This is a genomic window from Gabonia massiliensis, from assembly GCF_001403595.1.
Classification (GTDB): Bacteria; Bacteroidota; Bacteroidia; order Bacteroidales; family Coprobacteraceae; genus Coprobacter; species Coprobacter secundus.
Map to the genome: position 1 here is coordinate 876901 of NZ_LN877939.1, position 16480 is coordinate 893380.

Below are 16480 nucleotides of genomic sequence, written 5' to 3' on the forward strand. Positions count from 1 at the left end.
TTATTATAAATATATATAAATAGACAATCTAATTATGAAATTCTAAGAGTAATTGCAATGATATTTATTATCATTTGGCATTTCTTATTTCATGGACTCTCACATATTCTATACAATTCAAATCCCAATATTCCTATTCTGTCAACACCTGGTATTGTAAACTTTTTTGGAACAAAATTTTTATCTTACATTAGTGCTGTAGAGATAAACTGCTATGTTCTTATCAGTGGCTATTTTCTAATAAAATCAGAATTTCGATTCAATAGGATTATAAAAATATGGGGCGAGACATTCTTTTACTCTTTTTTCATCTGTATACTGATATATTTTTTCGGAAGTACAACAATAGAGATTAAAGAAATAATAAAATCGGCCTTTCCTATTAAATACAATATTTATTGGTTCGTTACTAATTATATAGCATTAGTCGTACTCGCACCTTTTCTTTCCCGACTAATTTTTTCATTGAAAAAGAGGGATTTCCAAATCTTGATAATTATTTTATCTATCCTCAATTTAGACTTGTTTAAAGGCATACCTTATGGTAATATATTTTCTGGTTCTCAAAGCCTATTCTGGTTTATTTATTTATTTTTTATAGCCTCATATATTCGCTTATATGAACCATTAAAACATGTGAAATATTTTGGCTTATACTTTATTTCTTTATGCCTTTTATTGACAGTCCTTTTTGCAATAAACATATACATACACTATGAGTTCTTAGGACAAAAAACCGTTTATAATTTTATAATAAATTATAATGGAATAACATTTTTCTCTTCTGTATTATTATTCATGTGTATTAAACATCATTCCTTCCCCAGTAATAAATTTATACATTTTATTACAAGAATAGCACCTTACACTTTCGGTATCTACTTAATATATGATAACCCTTACATACGAGAACTTATATGGGAACACTGGGTCAACAGCATGAAATATGTTAATTCATATTTCCTTTTGCCTCTATTATTGTTTGTATCTATCAGTATTTTTTGTATATGTGCATTGCTCGATTATTCCCGCTCTAAACTTGTCGACATATTACATATAAACAAATTGCCTTCTTTTATTATAAATAAACTCGGCAATCATAAATGGGTTATCTGCATAAAAGATTTTAGGAAGAGCAAAAATGTGTAAAAAACATCATTCTACTCAACAATCCTCCGAATTATTTTTCCTGAATATGTCTCTTGAAAATGCTTCTTAAACAAAATTAATTTCGGACACTCATAAGGTGTCAATACATGAGCAATCTTTTTCTTAAATAATTCTACTTTCTCATAGTCCCATCTTTTCCCTTCAATGACTAATACTAAGCGTTCTCCTAAACGTTCGTCAGACTGTGATGTTAGAAAGAAACGAGAAGAAATAAATGGAGATATTTTTTGTTCTATTTTCTCAGGAAATAATTTTACTCCTCCTGAATTAATAACATTATCATATCGGCCTAACCATATAAAATGGTAATTATCAATCAATTGTACTACATCATTAGTTTCAAAAACTCTATGGCTCAAATGTGGAGCATTAATTATTAAACATCCTCTTGCATCTTGAGAGAACCAAACATCTCCTATAGCTGCATATTCTTTTGTTTTCCCGTCCAATTTTCGTAAAGCAACATGAGACACAGTTTCGGTCATACCATATGTAGCATAACTCCTTATAGGTAGTTTAGCTAATCTTTGCTCCAATAACGACGAAACTGCTGCTCCTCCTATTATCAATGATTTTATATTCTTTAATCGTTCTCGAGTAAAATCATGACTTAGAGATTCCTGAACCTGCATTGGAACCATTGCTGCAAAATCAAGAGGAATATCTATTCCTACAAGAGGGGACGATGAAGGCTTTACTGTAATCAAATCAGCTCCAGCAATCATTGCTCTGACAAGCATCATTTTACCGGCAATATAATCTGGAGACAAACAAAGAAACATCGATGAAGAAGCTTTTATTCCAAAAAAATCATTTGTCAATCGAGCTGAAGCTATCATATCTTTTTTTTGTAACTCGACTTTTTGGGGAATACCGGTTGATCCAGATGTCTGACCTGATACTGTATCTCCGAAAGAGCTCCATTCATCCAAAAAATCGGCAATTTCATATCCACCGGCATCTTTTGCCTCTTCTATTGTGTGACACAATATATGATTTAATCGTATCTCCATGATAAATTACTCAGATCCCATTTAGCTTTTCTATCATATGTCAATACCGAACTCCGCTGCACTAAAGGAGAGCCTATATTATTTTTATACAACTGTCCAGTACCCAAACCTTGAGGTATGACAGGATTTAATACACTCGTCCATTGAGCTATCGCATTCAGGCCAATATTCGACTCTAAAGCCGATGTTATCCACCAACCAATATTCCTTTTCTGTGCTAAAGAAATCCATTCCTCAGACCCCGAAAAGCCACCGGCTAATGCCGGTTTTAAAATAATATATTGAGGCGCTATCAATTCTAACATCTCTATTTTCCGAGATACATCGTTTATCCCAATTAATTCTTCATCCAACGCTATCGGGATAGGGGTATTTCGACATAACTTAGACATGGCTTCCCATTGTCCCTGACGAATAGGCTGTTCTATCGAATGTAATCCCAAACGAGACAACGCATCCAATTTGAATAACGCTTCTTCAGGAGAAAAGGCTCCATTCGCATCAACTCTTAGTTCTATAACACTCTGGCTGAAACGGGAACGGATTTCCTTTAAAAGAGATAATTCTGACTCAAAATCTATAGCTCCAATTTTCAACTTAATACAACGGAATCCCTGATTCAGTTTATCTTCAATTTGCTGCCGCATAGTGATTTTATTGCCCATCCATATCAATCCGTTTATCTCAATAGGTTCTTCTCCCCTAACAAAAGATGAATCTACAATAACATGATGACCTCCATTACGTAAATCGGCCAAAGCTGTTTCTACACCAAATCGTATAGAACTCCATAATTTCAAACTATCAATCTGCAAATTGTCAATTTGTCTACAAACATCATAAAGCTTCGATTCATAAGTCGGCACATCATCTGCACTTAATCCTCGAAATAAAGCACATTCTCCCACACCGTAACAGAGAGGATTTGCATCATCCCAAATTTTTATAAACCAAGTTTCTTTATCATGCAAAATACCCCTAGAGGTCCCACTAGGTATTTTAAACTGAAGTATATAACGAGTATAAGCAGCTCTTAACATAGTATATTCCTATCCGGGAAATTTAGGAAATTTCTGAAAATCTGGATCACGTTTTTCCAAGAAAGCTTTTTTCCCTTCCTGAGCCTCTTCCATCAAATAGTACATCAACGTAGCATCTCCAGCAAACTCCATCAGACCTCTCTGTCCGTCAAGTTCAGCATTTAATGCCCTCTTTATCATTCGTATAGCCATCGGACTACGTTTTAAAATCGTTTGGCACCACTCTACAGTTTCGTCTTCGAGCCTATCAAAAGGAACTACTTTATTCACCATACCCATATCTTCTGCCTCTTTAGCAGTATACTGGCGACATAGGAACCAAATTTCCCGAACCTTCTTCTGACCTACACATCGAGCTAAATAAGAAGATCCAAATCCTCCATCAAAACTTCCGACTTTAGGACCAGTCTGCCCAAAACGAGCATTTTCAGCTGCTATCGTCAAATCACAAACCACATGCAATACATGTCCCCCTCCAATAGCGTACCCATTCACCATAGCAATTACCGGCTTAGGAATAGAACGAATAGCTTTATGCAGATCAAGTACATTTAAACGCGGTACTCCATTTTCATCGATATATCCACCGAGGCCTTTCACTTTCTGGTCTCCTCCAGAGCAAAAAGCCTTATCACCAGCTCCTGTCAATATAATCACTCCGATATCGTTCCGTTCACGACAAATCGACATCGCATCAAGCATTTCAAAATTCGTTTGAGGACGAAATGCATTATATACTTCAGGTCGATTTATTGTAATTTTAGCGATACCTTCGAAATATTCAAACTTTATATCGTCGTAATCTTTTATTTTCTGCCACTCTCTTGCTATCATAGGTTTCTCTCTATTTATCATTTTAATTGTACAAATATAATCAATAATCAGCGAAGAGAGAAACTCCTATATCTATTTGAACAAATCATCCATACCAAATACTCTTTTCTAAAGAGTTCCTTTTGTACTCGGCAACTCATAATGAAATATATCTCTACGAATAGCCATCTTAATAGCACGAGCGAACGCTTTGAATATTCCTTCTATTTTATGATGCTCATTTTCTCCTTCCGCGTAAATATTCAGATTCATACGAGCCGAATCAGCTAATGATTTAAAAAAATGGAAAAACATCTCTGTAGGCATATCTCCAACCTTTTCTCGTTTGAATTTCGCATCCCATACTAGCCATGGACGTCCACTAAAATCTAATGCTACACGACATAAGCAATCATCCATCGGCAGACAAAAGCCATAGCGCTCTATTCCCCGTTTATCTCCTAATGCCTGAGCTATAGCATTACCTAAAACTATAGCGGTATCTTCTATTGTATGATGCTCGTCAACATACAAGTCTCCTTTTACTTTTACCGTAAGATCTATACCCGAATGCCTCCCAATCTGCTCAAGCATATGATCAAAAAATCCCAGTCCTGTATTTATATTACACTTACCATGACCATCCAAATTAAGCGCTATATAAATATCGGTCTCTGATGTTTTTCGTACTATTTCTGTCCGCCGCTCACCGGCAAATAAAAATTCTGTAATCCGGTCCCAACTGTTTGTTATAAGTGTACATGTATCACTCAAACCTGACTCTTCAATTTTTTGTTCTCCCTCTTCCGGTATAGCGAACAAGATACCCTTACATCCTAAATTTTGAGCAAGTTGCATATCTGTAATACGATCCCCAATCACATATGAATGCATCAAATCATAATCTCCCTCCAAATATTTTCCCAGCATTCCTACTCCGGGCTTCCGAGTTGGTAAATTATCTTCAGGGAAAGAACGGTCAATAAGAACATCATCAAATATAACATCTTCATTTTTAAAAGCCTGTAAAATTTTTTTATGTGCAGGCCAAAAGGTGTTTTCAGGAAATGATGTCGTACCTAATCCATCCTGATTTGTAACTATTACCAACTCAAAATCAAGCTTTTCCCTAATAAAATGTAAATTACGAAAAACTCCAGGGATAAATTCTAATTTCTCCAAACTATCGAGCTGACAATCAACAAGGGGCTCGACAACCAAAGTTCCGTCTCGGTCTATAAATAATACACGTTTCGCCATATATCTTCTCCTTATATAGAAGTGTCTAACAATCTTTCAAATATGATTTTCTCATTCACCACCCTTTTCAAAAAAATAATATTCTCAATTTTTCCTAAAATGCATATTCTTTCAGAGCATCAAGTAATATTTGATTTTCTTCGGACGTGCCTACAGTAATACGTATACATCCCATACAAAGTGTAATATTACTTCGGTTACGAACAATTATCCCTTTTGTTACTAAATAATTATATAATCGCTGAGCATCATTGGTCTTCACCAACAAAAAATTTGCATCACTTGGATAAATCTTATTTATAAAAGAAAATGCAGCTAATTGTCGAGCAAGCTCATTTCGTTCGTCAATAAGTTCTTTAACCCATAATCGAACTTGGTCCTGATGAGACAAAAGTATCAGAGCATGTTCTTGTGTCAGTTTATTGATATTGTATGGATATTTTATTTTATTAAAGATGCTAATAATTTCCGAAGATGCAAAAGCCATTCCCAAGCGTATACCAGCACTTCCCCAGGCTTTGGAGAATGTTTGCAATACGACCAGATTAGGATATTCATTTAATTTCTTTAAAAAAGACGGTTGTGAAGAAAAATCGATATAAGCCTCATCTACTATGACTATACCTGAAAAACGGGTGAGAACTTCAACTATTTTTGNATTCCCTGTCGGATTATTAGGAGAACAAAGAAATATTAGTTTTGTATTTTCATCACAGGCATCTAATAATTTATCCGGAGAGAAATCAAAGTCTTCATTAAGCACGACAGGCCGATATTCTACATCATTAATATCGGCACACACTTTATACATACCGTAAGTAGGATCTATAGCTACTACATTATTGATTCCCGGTCGGCAAAACGCTCTAAACAATAAATCTATCGGTTCGTCACTTCCTACTCCTAACAATATATTTTCAGGGGAAACACCCTTTATTTGAGCTATTTTTTCTTTTACCTCCCATTGCAAAGGGTCAGGATAACGATTATATGGAGGATTAAAAGGGTTTTCATTAGCATCAAGAAAAACAGAAGCTTCTCCTTTAAATTCATTTCTTGCTGATGAATACGGTTTTAATTGACGTATATTAGGGCGTAAAAGCTTATTCAAATCTATTTTCATCGTATTTATTGATTATTTAAACGTATTGATACTGCATTTTTATGCGCATCAAGATGCTCATTTGCAGCCATAACTTCAATAGTTTTACCCAGATTCTGTAATCCTTCTCGTGTAATCTTCTGAAACGTTATTTTTCTAAGAAAACTATCAAGATTCACCCCGCTATATGCCTTTGCATATCCACTGGTTGGTAACGTATGATTTGTACCCGAGGCATAATCTCCAGCGCTTTCCGGAGTATATGGACCTAAAAAGACAGAACCAGCATTGACTATGCGTTCAGCTAATTGCATATAGTTTGAACTTTGAATAATAAGATGTTCCGGTGCATATTCATTAGTAAGCTCTATCAAATCATCTATATCCCTTACCACTACAATTTTACTATGCATAAGAGACTTTTTTGTCAACTCTTTACGGGGCAACAAAGCCAATTGTTTTTCAATCTCTTCTTGCACCGGCATAATAATAGACTCATCAACAGTAAACAACATAGATTGACTATCTGCGCCATGTTCAGCTTGAGAAAGAAAATCTGATGCCACAAATGATGGATTTGACGATGTATCGGCTATTATTGCTACCTCTGACGGACCTGCCGGCATATCTATTGCAACATCTCTCAGACTTACAATCTGTTTAGCTGCAGTCACATACTGATTACCCGGACCAAATATCTTATACACTTTTGGTACGCTATCGGTACCATAAGCCATCGCACCAATAGCCTGGATACCACCTAATTTAAATATACGTTTAACTCCAGCAGCACGAGCAGAAAAAAGAATAGCCGGATGTACTTTTCCTGTTTTACTATTACAGGGCGTACACATAATTATCTCCCGACATCCTGCAATACGGGCCGGAACACCCAGCATAAGTACTGTGGAAAATAAAGGAGCTGTTCCCCCCGGAATGTAAAGCCCAACTTTTTCAATACCTACAGGCTTCTGCCAACATATAACTCCAGTAGAGGTTTCTACTTTATTTATAGAAATAGACTGAGAAGAATGAAAACGAGCTATATTATCACGAGCATTTTCAATTGCTACTTTCAGGTCAGATGGCACCAAATTATCAGCTTCATCCCACTCTTCTGCTGAAACTTCTATATCGCTCAACTTTATACCATCAAACTTTTCTGTATAAAACTGTAAAGCTTCATCCCCCCTCTCCTTAATTTCTTGTAACACTTCAGTTACAGTATTGTGTAATGAAAGAGTATCTAAATGAGGCCGAGCGACAATCGCTTTCCATTCTGTTTTCGAAGGATATTTTATAACTTCCATAAGAAAATGCTTATAACACCATTTTTTCAATATTTAACACCAATATTCCTTCTGCCCCAGCCTGTTTCAATTTGTTGATAATCTCCCAAAAGCACTTCTCATTTAATACTGTATGTACAGAGCTCCAGCCCTCTTGGGCCAATGGCATTATCGTAGGGCTTTTAATTCCCGGTAATACACTTAAAACTTCTTCAAGATTTTTATTCGGCACATTCATCAAAATATATTTTTTGTCATCTGCCGCTTGTACCGCATCTATACGAAAAATCAACTCTTCCAATATTTCTTTTTTTTCATCTGAAAGATTATTATTGCCAATAAGAATAGCCTCAGACTCAACTACTATTTCAACCTCTTTCAGCCTATTGCTTACCAAAGTACTACCAGAACTCACAATATCAAAAATGGCATCAGCAAGGCCTATTCCTGGAGCAATTTCTACAGAACCTGTAATTACATGAATATCGGCATTGATATTATTTTTCTGCAAATAATTTTTCAATATGCCAGGATATGATGTTGCGATCTTCTTCCCCTCGAACCAATTTATATCGGAATACTCTATATCTTTCGGAATCGCTAAGGACAAACGGCATTTACTGAATCCAAGATTTTTAAGAATTTGAGCATCTTTTCCTTTCTCCATAAATTCATTTCTGCCAACAATGCCAATATCTGCAACTCCAGAAGCTACAGAATCAGGAATATCATCATCTCTCAGAAATAAAATCTCTACCGGAAAGTTCCGAGCCGGAATCAACAACGTTCTTTTTGCAGATGATAATTTTATACCTGCCTCGGTCAATAATTCCATCGTATCTTCATACAAACGGCCCTTAGCCTGAATCGCAATTCGTAACATCTTTCTATTATTTTTTAAAGTTAAAATTTCTCTTATAACAAAAAGGCTTACCTTATATAAGGTAAGCCTTTTGATAAATATTTTTATATACAATACATCCACAGCTCACCTCTTACAGAGTCAAGTAATGATGATGCGTATGATGTAATGTAACAAATATCATAACTATTTTCCTTGCTTTTTGCAAATGTACTTCAAAAATTGAAATTTGCAAATAGAATCCATCAAAATATTTTTCTTTGGTTTATTTTTTTCATATAATCTTTCATTTTGTAATCACAATCTCATCTAGATTATCTAACATTAATCGAAATATATTAACAATACTAATGTTGTTTTTAATAATATATTTCTATACATTTGCAACATTATTTATCTGTTAATTAATAAATTAATATTTTAATATGAATAAGATTTTAGTAAGTTTCATTTTCGTATTTTCTTTATTTTGTGCAACTGAAATATCTGCACAAAAGGATAACAAAAACAAAGAAAAGATCGAATGTTGTTGTAAAAAATGTACATGCAAAGATTGCAAATGTAACACTGATTGTTCTAACTGTAGTGATTGCAAAAACAATAAGGACTGTAATGAATGCAAAGACTGCAATCATAAAGGATATTGCTGCGAACAACATCACAATAGACATCATCATAAAGGCGGATGTTGTAAAAGAGGCTGTTGACCTTTAATAGCACTCATTAAGTAAAAGTCTATAATAAATACCTTTTATATTCCAGAGAATTTGTAATAGCCCATTATAAGCTCTGGAATTTTTATTTATACATCAATATTTTTAGCTTTTACCCTCAATATTGTAAAAGAATAAGGCTTAAAGATTTGTAAGAAATTATTAGAAAAACTTTTAGATATCGTCTGTATCGGGACAATCAATTCTGGATAATCAAACGAATTTTCTAATTTATCAGAAGCTGCAGATAATGTAATAACACGACCTTTTCCTGAAACCTTACATGCATTTAGTTCGATATTTAAAGAAAGTTCCTGCCCTGTTCCATTCAAAACTTTTATAACGATTTCTTTCGACCTATAATCATATCCACCAATCGCTTGTACACGTTCTGATAAGGTATCTGCAAATGATATCAATTCCGTTTTCAAATTTACATCCGGACGATTAAGGCTAAACATCTGTTGAACATAATATGATGAACGCCCAACAACTTTTTCATTATTTACCCAAATCATATTTGTACTCCAATCACGACGATTCGAATTTTCTATCAATGGAGCATAAGAAGTCATGGTAACTAAATCGGAATTCCGTTCCATCCCCATCATAAAGGCAGCCTCACTCAAAGCAGCTTCTAAAGTTCCACTACCTACCCCCTGATTACAAGCATACTCTCCTACATAGACTTTATATTTACCTCTTTTCTTTGTATCGAATAAACGTGTATTTTTATAAAAAAAGTCGGCATTTACATACCAATGCGGATCTATCATATCAGTTTTATCAATACGATCTTCATCATCCCCAAAACCGATAGTCGATATAAATATTATCTGAGGATAACGCGATTTCAACTCTTTATAAAACCGATTATAAATAGTTGCATAATGTACTCCCCAATTTTCATTACCTAATTCTACATATTTTAAAGGAAATGTTTTTTTATGACCAGCTTGAATACGTTTCAGCCCCCATTCTGTCGAAGCATCTCCTACAGCATAATCAATAGCATCACATATATCTTGAATATAAACTGGCAATTGTGATTCATCTACATAATCACCATTTCTAAAACGACATGAAAGCCCCACATTAGCTACAAACATCGCATCAGCTCCAATATCTTCACAATACTGAAGAAACTCATGATATCCAAATCCCATTGTAGTACGATAATTCCACAAATCCCACTCTCCTTTTCGAGTCATAGGATCTCCTAATGTCTCTTTCCATTTCACCCGATTTTCTATAGTCGCTCCTTCTACAATACACCCTCCCGGCCATCGAATAAAAGCAGGTTTTAAGTCTGCCAATTTTTGGGCAACATCTGCTCGTAAACCATTTTCTCGACAATTAAATGTCTTCTCAGGAAATAAAGAAACATAATCTACCCATACTGTACCAGGAGCATCAAAACATAATTCAAAAGAACCCTTGAAATCAGTATCTTTGGCCCGAAGAACACCTACATATTCATTCCAACCCTCCTTACATTCAACGTTAAATCTTTTTTCTGCTAATACCTTATTGTCAGAAGAAACAATACGCGCAACAACACCGCCTTTATAATCTTGTGATGCTCTTAAAAAGAAACGTAGATTATATTTCTCATTTTTCCTGACAGGTACACCCCAATACCCTTCATTTATTAATTTAATAAAACCATCCGTATACACATTATTGATAGAAATTTTCATCGAATGCGGAGTTGCTGCATGAAGCGGGGCGTCACTTACAATATCACAAGAAGCATCTCCCAACAAATCATCTAATTTCCATGCCGTATATTTCAACTTTTCAATATCCCATGGATGTTTCCAATTTGAAATATTCCCCGATATATAATTCGGAGATTGCGGAGCATAAGCAAATCCGTCTCTATACTCACAACCCGAGATTAACACATGCTCTTCAAAGCCCCGATTTTGAATCAATTCAGCGTATAAAGCACCATCTCCTGAATGATTAATTTCTTCGAAAAATATTCCGTACATACTCGGAGAGATAGATGCCCCCTTCTGTTGGAAATCTACTAATAATTTTGCTTGAGAAAATACAGATAATATAAAAAGATTATAAACAAATAACAATATAGACTTTTTACTCATGCACCGAATATATTTAAGGAAAATGTTTATGGTCAACAAATATAGAGACGAAACCTCTATATTGAATAATACAATTCTGCCAGAAAACAATAAAAAAATATCATCTTCTGAAATAAAAATTATTTTCGCCTAAAATATCCGTTCAATATACAGTCATTTACTTTCCGAGGTGTATGTATAGCTAAAATTGAAGCAGATTCTTTTTCTGCAAAAAAAGCAGGTAAAACATTTTGTAAAGCCTGTTCATCAAATACCGACCAACAAGAGAATCCGTGCAACCGAGCAAATCCTTCTACATCAACTTGACGATAAGTCTCAAAAAATTCTTCTAATTCCGGTAATTCAGATGGTCCTTGTATAAAACGAAAGATTCCTCCGCCATCGTTACACATCACTACTATTTTCAATTTTGGCGTAACATAATGACTCCATAAAGCATTCGAATCATACAAAAAGCCCATATCTCCTGTAATAAAGATTGTCATTTCTTCATTTACCCACGAAGCCCCTACTGCAGTAGAAGTAGCGCCATCTATACCACTGGTTCCTCTATTACAATCAACACGTTTCATTTGCTTATACTCGAATAATTGAGCATAACGTACCGGTGTACTATTAGATAGCTGTAAAGCAGCTCCTTCCGGTATTGCAGGAAATAATTGAGAAAAAGCTTTTAAATCACACCATGGTATGGTATCAATATACTTTGAATGCGAATAGGTTGCTCGTAACTTTAAACTTTGCCACAATTCGGCATAATTACTCTTGCCATCTTTTATACAGCCAGAAAGTTGTCTCCAAAAACCACATGGTTGCACTGCTATATGCCGTGTAAGGCATTGCATAGTATCTACGATATGATTGCTGGGAGATATATGCCAATGTTCTATCGGCGGATAATTGCGCAACCATGTCTTCACCATCTTGGAAATTAAAGAGCCACCAAACGTTATCAACAATTCTGGAGCCAAAGATTTTTTCTCATCTTGTGTCATGACTGATAAAACTCGGTCAATCGTTTGAATAAACTTGTGAGAAGATAAATTTGCAACCGTTTCTGTCAATACGATGACATTACAACAACCGGCAATCTCCTCTAAGGACTTATTTAGAGTCATATCTGGTGCACCAAAAGACGCTAATACCATCACTTTTTTATAATTAGCAATCGTATTTACCAACTCGGTCATCATTTCCACCCCTATCTGTTGTTCTGCATATAAAGTATTTACTGTCCTTTCCAATTCTGGATTTTCATAGTTTTTGACCCTATATAATGGCTCTCGTAAAGGAATATTTATGTGTACCGGACCAGGTAATCCATCCTGAGACAAATTAATCGCTTCATTTATCATTCGATTTATATACCAATGTTCATCATTACAATTAATCTCTGTCGGAAATGAATATGAAGCTTTCACGTAATTACGAAATACATCCCTCTGACGAATTGTCTGACTATCATTTTGATCAATCCACTCTTCAGGGCGATCGGCAGATATAACAATTAATGGTAAATGCTGATAAAAGGCCTCAGCAACAGCTGGTGCATAATTAAGTAAAGCTGTCCCTGAAGTACAAACTAAAACTACAGGGTTCCCACTCTGCTGTACCATACCCAATGCGATAAAAGCGGCACTTCGTTCATCTAATACAACAAAATGTTCTATATGGGGCTCTCGAGCAAATGCAATAATTAGCGGAGCATTTCGTGAACCTGGAGATAATACTACTCGCTTTATCCCTTTTTGAACTAAAAGTTCTACTAATATCTTACATCCGGTTTTATCTGTAGTCTCCATACCTGAGAATTATAAAAATAGTACACATAAATTATTTGCCTTATTATTTTATCAAGTCAAGCATCGTTCTTGATTTGATTTCCGTCTCAGTCCATTCCAACTGGGGTTGTGAAAACTTCGTAATACCCCCACCTACATATACATGTACACAGTTGGAAAAAATCTCCATACAACGCAAATTGACAAATAAATCAAAATTATTCTTATCTAACACCGGTCCTAAATATCCGGCATAATACCGACGGTCATATGTCTCCGTTTCATGAATCAACTGTATCGCATCTTTTTTAGGAAATCCTCCAACTGCAGGAGTAGGATGTAACTCTTGAAGTAAGGTATCCATGTCTTCCGAGGATATATGACAGCGAAATAACGTACAAAGATGCGATACTTTCCCCGCATTTCGCGTAAACGTTCCAGATATATCCGGTTGGCCTCCAGACAACCGTGATAGTACTACTTTTATACTATCTGTTACAATTTGTTGTTCGTCTTGTTCCTTATCTCCCCATGAATATCTATCATCTGAACATTTTGTCCCAGCCAAAGACATAGTTTCTACCATCCCATTGCGATTAGACAATAACGTCTCCGGTGAAGCCCCCAGCCAAAGCTCTTTACCTGGAATAAAAATTAAAGATACAAAAGCTGAAGGATACAATGTCGTCATCTGCAAAAATATCTCTGCAACGTTGACATTACATGCCACTGTAATCGGCCGTGACAACACGGCTTTTTTTAATCTTCCAGAACGAAAACAATCTACCATCTTCATCACTTGTCCTGAATAAATAGAATAAGGAGTATCTATATATTCTCCTATTTTCACATTATATTCCATACTCGGAAGGGCATGTAACCGATTCCAACCATCCTTGTCTGTCAAACGAATATCTCCACGCAAATAATAAGCCGGGGTATCGCTTTGAGTATCAAAGGGCGAAAAAATGAAACCTGGAGAGGATGTTATATCTGAAAAATTTCTAAAGAAACGAACTTCTGAATCACCTTGTGCTCCAAAATACAATTCTATATCATCGGGCAAACGATAAGTATAAAAGGGGATTCCCTTCTTCAGACAGAGCATAATGGCCCGTGATAATTCAATATTTGTCACATGTTGTTCGGACATAAATATCAAATTTTAATTATACTATCTCACCAAATAAATCAAATGGCTGCGCCGACGTTATTTTTACATTATAAAATTCTCCAAGATTCAAAGCTTTATTCTTTATAATGAGAACCTCAGGATCCACTTCCGGCGAATCAAACTGAGTACGCCCAACGTAGTATTCAACCTCTTCCCGGTCTATTATTACCCGTAATACCTGTCCAACTTTTGCGCTATTTATTTCTGTCGCAATTTCTTCCTGTAATGCCATCAGCTCATCTAAACGTTTCCGCTTCACTTCTTCCGGAATATCATCTTTATAATGGTTAGCAGAGTATGTACCTTCTTCTTCTGAATAAGTAAAAGCACCCATACGCTCAAAACGCATATCTTTTACAAATTGCTTCAATTCCTCAAAATCATCTTCTGTCTCCCCTGGATGCCCAACCATCAACGTTGTACGTATATGTATTCCCGGAACTTCCTTTCGAATACGATTCAGCAACTCATAAGTCTCTACTTTATTCACGTGACGATACATTCTATCAAGCATATTATCACTAATATGCTGCAATGCTATATCCAAATACTTACATATATTATCATGACGGGCCATCACCGATAATAATTCATATGGAAATTTAGCAGGATAAGCATAATGCAGGCGTATCCATTCTACACCTGATATCTGGGCCATTTGATCAATTAATTCAGGTAATTTCCACTTCTTATACAAATCCATTCCATAGTAGGTAAGGTCTTGAGCTATTATCTGAAACTCTTTAACTCCGTCTCGTACCAACTTTGACACTTCTTCTAATATTTCTTCTATTGGACGAGAATGATAATGCCCTGTTATAATCGGTATAGCACAATATGAACAGCAGCGATTACAACCTTCACTGATCTTTACATAAGCATAGTGCGATGGTGTAGTCAGTACTCTATCAATAGATAAATCGTTTCGATACGTTTTGCCTAAATCTGCAATTAAATTCTTCCAGTCAAATTTACCATAAAACTTATCTACCTCAGGAATCTCCCCACGAAGTTCCTTCATATAACGTTCCGACAAACAGCCCATAACATATAAACGGCGTATTTTTTTCTGAGCTTTTGCCTGGACAAAATTTAAAATCATATTTACAGATTCCTCCTTAGCATCTCCTATAAAGCCACAAGTATTTATCACCACAATCTCTCCTGTCACTTTTTCGGCATCATGCTTAACTATATAACCTGCAGCTTCAAATTGTTTCATCAATTGCTCAGAATCTACCAGATTTTTCGAGCATCCCAAGGTTATTATATCAACTCTATTTTTTATCATTATTTCCTTCATTAACATCATAAAACAGCCGTGAAAGCAACACGAGAAAAAACATTTCCCGCATCGTTTCCACGGCCTATGATTCTTTGCTTTTATTCGTCTCCAAAAAGAGAATCTACAAATTCTTTTCGCCTGAAAATTTGCAAATCTTCTATACCTTCACCTAATCCGATGTATTTCACCGGTGTTTTAAATTGGTCAGAAATACCAATAACAACACCCCCTTTAGCCGTACCATCAAGCTTTGTTATAGCTAAGGCATTCACTTCTGTTGCTGCTGTAAACTGCTTAGCTTGCTCAAAAGCATTTTGTCCTGTAGAGCCATCAAGTACCAACAAAATTTCATGTGGTGCCCCAGGTATCACTTTCTCCATCACTTTCTTTATTTTAGAAAGTTCATTCATCAAGTTTATTTTATTATGTAAACGTCCGGCCGTATCAATAATCACAACATCCGCATTATTTGCCTTTGCAGAACTCAATGTATCAAAAGCAACTGAAGCAGGATCTGAACCCATTTTCTGCTTGATAACCGGAACACCTACTCTTTCGCCCCAAATGACCAACTGCTCAACAGCTGCAGCACGGAAAGTATCAGCAGCTCCCAAATACACAGTGTTCCCAGCTTTCTTAAACTGATAAGCCAGTTTACCTATAGTTGTAGTTTTACCTACACCATTTACGCCAACTACCATAATCACATACGGCTTCTTATCGGCAGCAATTGTAAACTCAGGCACATCCTCAATATTATTTTCAGTAAGCAATGCAGCAATCTCCTCACGAAGCATACTTTTCAACTCCGAAGTATTCACATACTTATCACGAGATACCCGCTTCTCTATACGCTCTATGATACGC

The 16480-nt window shown here is 35.6% G+C and carries 13 protein-coding genes; 1 reads left to right on the forward strand and 12 read right to left on the reverse strand.

The genetic code is table 11. The features are described from left to right. Positions 1 to 39 precede the first annotated feature (39 nt). Positions 40 to 1149: an acyltransferase family protein gene (locus BN2628_RS17795; protein ID WP_411267744.1), complete on the forward strand. Its 1110-nt coding sequence runs from the start codon at positions 40 to 42 to the stop codon at positions 1147 to 1149. 11 nt (positions 1150 to 1160) lie between these two features. Here the strand turns inward: BN2628_RS17795 and BN2628_RS08405 are convergent, their stop codons facing one another. The 12 genes from BN2628_RS08405 to ftsY all read right to left on the reverse strand — a co-directional run. Then, a complete protein-coding gene (locus tag BN2628_RS08405; protein ID WP_044225425.1) occupies positions 1161 to 2183 on the reverse strand; it encodes an AMP-binding protein in 1023 nt (340 codons plus the stop codon). Further along, positions 2168 to 3223 (reverse strand): o-succinylbenzoate synthase, encoded by a 1056-nt coding sequence (locus BN2628_RS08410; RefSeq protein WP_044225428.1) that lies wholly within the window; start codon positions 3221 to 3223, stop codon positions 2168 to 2170. Before BN2628_RS08410 ends, BN2628_RS08405 begins: the two co-directional genes overlap by 16 nt. A 9-nt stretch (positions 3224 to 3232) precedes the next feature. Continuing rightward, complete coding sequence (menB, locus tag BN2628_RS08415; protein ID WP_044225985.1) at positions 3233 to 4057, reverse strand: 1,4-dihydroxy-2-naphthoyl-CoA synthase; 825 nt, start codon at positions 4055 to 4057, stop codon at positions 3233 to 3235. Positions 4058 to 4165: 108 nt separating this feature from the next. Beyond that, entirely contained in the window at positions 4166 to 5296 is a 1131-nt protein-coding gene (hisB, locus tag BN2628_RS08420) for a bifunctional histidinol-phosphatase/imidazoleglycerol-phosphate dehydratase HisB (RefSeq protein WP_044225431.1), read from the reverse strand. A 94-nt stretch (positions 5297 to 5390) separates the two neighbouring features. Next, positions 5391 to 6419 carry a histidinol-phosphate transaminase gene (gene hisC, locus BN2628_RS08425; RefSeq protein WP_055096853.1) on the reverse strand — a complete coding sequence of 343 codons (1029 nt, stop codon included), beginning with the start codon at positions 6417 to 6419 and terminating at the stop codon, positions 5391 to 5393. A 5-nt stretch (positions 6420 to 6424) separates the two neighbouring features. Then, positions 6425 to 7708, reverse strand: a complete 1284-nt coding sequence (gene hisD / locus BN2628_RS08430; protein WP_044225437.1) for a histidinol dehydrogenase — start codon at positions 7706 to 7708, stop codon at positions 6425 to 6427. Between the two features lie 10 nt (positions 7709 to 7718). Next, on the reverse strand, positions 7719 to 8570 hold the full coding sequence (hisG, locus tag BN2628_RS08435; RefSeq protein WP_044225988.1) for an ATP phosphoribosyltransferase: 852 nt from the start codon (positions 8568 to 8570) through the stop codon (positions 7719 to 7721). Positions 8571 to 9351: 781 nt separating this feature from the next. Continuing rightward, a complete protein-coding gene (locus BN2628_RS08445) occupies positions 9352 to 11373 on the reverse strand; it encodes an alpha-L-arabinofuranosidase C-terminal domain-containing protein (protein WP_044225443.1) in 2022 nt (673 codons plus the stop codon). 119 nt (positions 11374 to 11492) lie between these two features. Further along, positions 11493 to 13175: a 2-succinyl-5-enolpyruvyl-6-hydroxy-3-cyclohexene-1-carboxylic-acid synthase gene (menD, locus tag BN2628_RS08450; protein ID WP_044225446.1), complete on the reverse strand. Its 1683-nt coding sequence runs from the start codon at positions 13173 to 13175 to the stop codon at positions 11493 to 11495. A gap of 43 nt (positions 13176 to 13218) precedes the next feature. Then, complete coding sequence (locus BN2628_RS08455) at positions 13219 to 14307, reverse strand: chorismate-binding protein (protein ID WP_052431383.1); 1089 nt, start codon at positions 14305 to 14307, stop codon at positions 13219 to 13221. A 16-nt stretch (positions 14308 to 14323) separates the two neighbouring features. Continuing rightward, positions 14324 to 15619 carry a 30S ribosomal protein S12 methylthiotransferase RimO gene (gene rimO, locus BN2628_RS08460; RefSeq protein WP_044225993.1) on the reverse strand — a complete coding sequence of 432 codons (1296 nt, stop codon included), beginning with the start codon at positions 15617 to 15619 and terminating at the stop codon, positions 14324 to 14326. Positions 15620 to 15711: 92 nt separating this feature from the next. Beyond that, positions 15712 to 16480 (reverse strand): signal recognition particle-docking protein FtsY (gene ftsY, locus BN2628_RS08465; protein WP_055096855.1); only part of this gene is annotated, 769 nt, incomplete at its 5' end.

Excerpts from the sequence above, each read along its gene's own strand:
- hisG (WP_044225988.1), bottom strand. The coding sequence starts at position 8,570 with ATGTTACGAATTGCGATTCAGGCTAAGGGCCGTTTGTATGAAGATACG.
- BN2628_RS08405 (WP_044225425.1), bottom strand. The coding sequence starts at position 2,183 with ATGGAGATACGATTAAATCATATATTGTGTCACACAATAGAAGAGGCA.
- hisB (WP_044225431.1), bottom strand. The coding sequence starts at position 5,296 with ATGGCGAAACGTGTATTATTTATAGACCGAGACGGAACTTTGGTTGTC.
- hisD (WP_044225437.1), bottom strand. The coding sequence starts at position 7,708 with ATGGAAGTTATAAAATATCCTTCGAAAACAGAATGGAAAGCGATTGTC.
- BN2628_RS08455 (WP_052431383.1), bottom strand. The coding sequence starts at position 14,307 with ATGTCCGAACAACATGTGACAAATATTGAATTATCACGGGCCATTATG.
- rimO (WP_044225993.1), bottom strand. The coding sequence starts at position 15,619 with ATGATAAAAAATAGAGTTGATATAATAACCTTGGGATGCTCGAAAAAT.
- menD (WP_044225446.1), bottom strand. The coding sequence starts at position 13,175 with ATGGAGACTACAGATAAAACCGGATGTAAGATATTAGTAGAACTTTTA.
- menB (WP_044225985.1), bottom strand. The coding sequence starts at position 4,057 with ATGATAGCAAGAGAGTGGCAGAAAATAAAAGATTACGACGATATAAAG.
- BN2628_RS08445 (WP_044225443.1), bottom strand. The coding sequence starts at position 11,373 with ATGAGTAAAAAGTCTATATTGTTATTTGTTTATAATCTTTTTATATTA.
- BN2628_RS08410 (WP_044225428.1), bottom strand. The coding sequence starts at position 3,223 with ATGTTAAGAGCTGCTTATACTCGTTATATACTTCAGTTTAAAATACCT.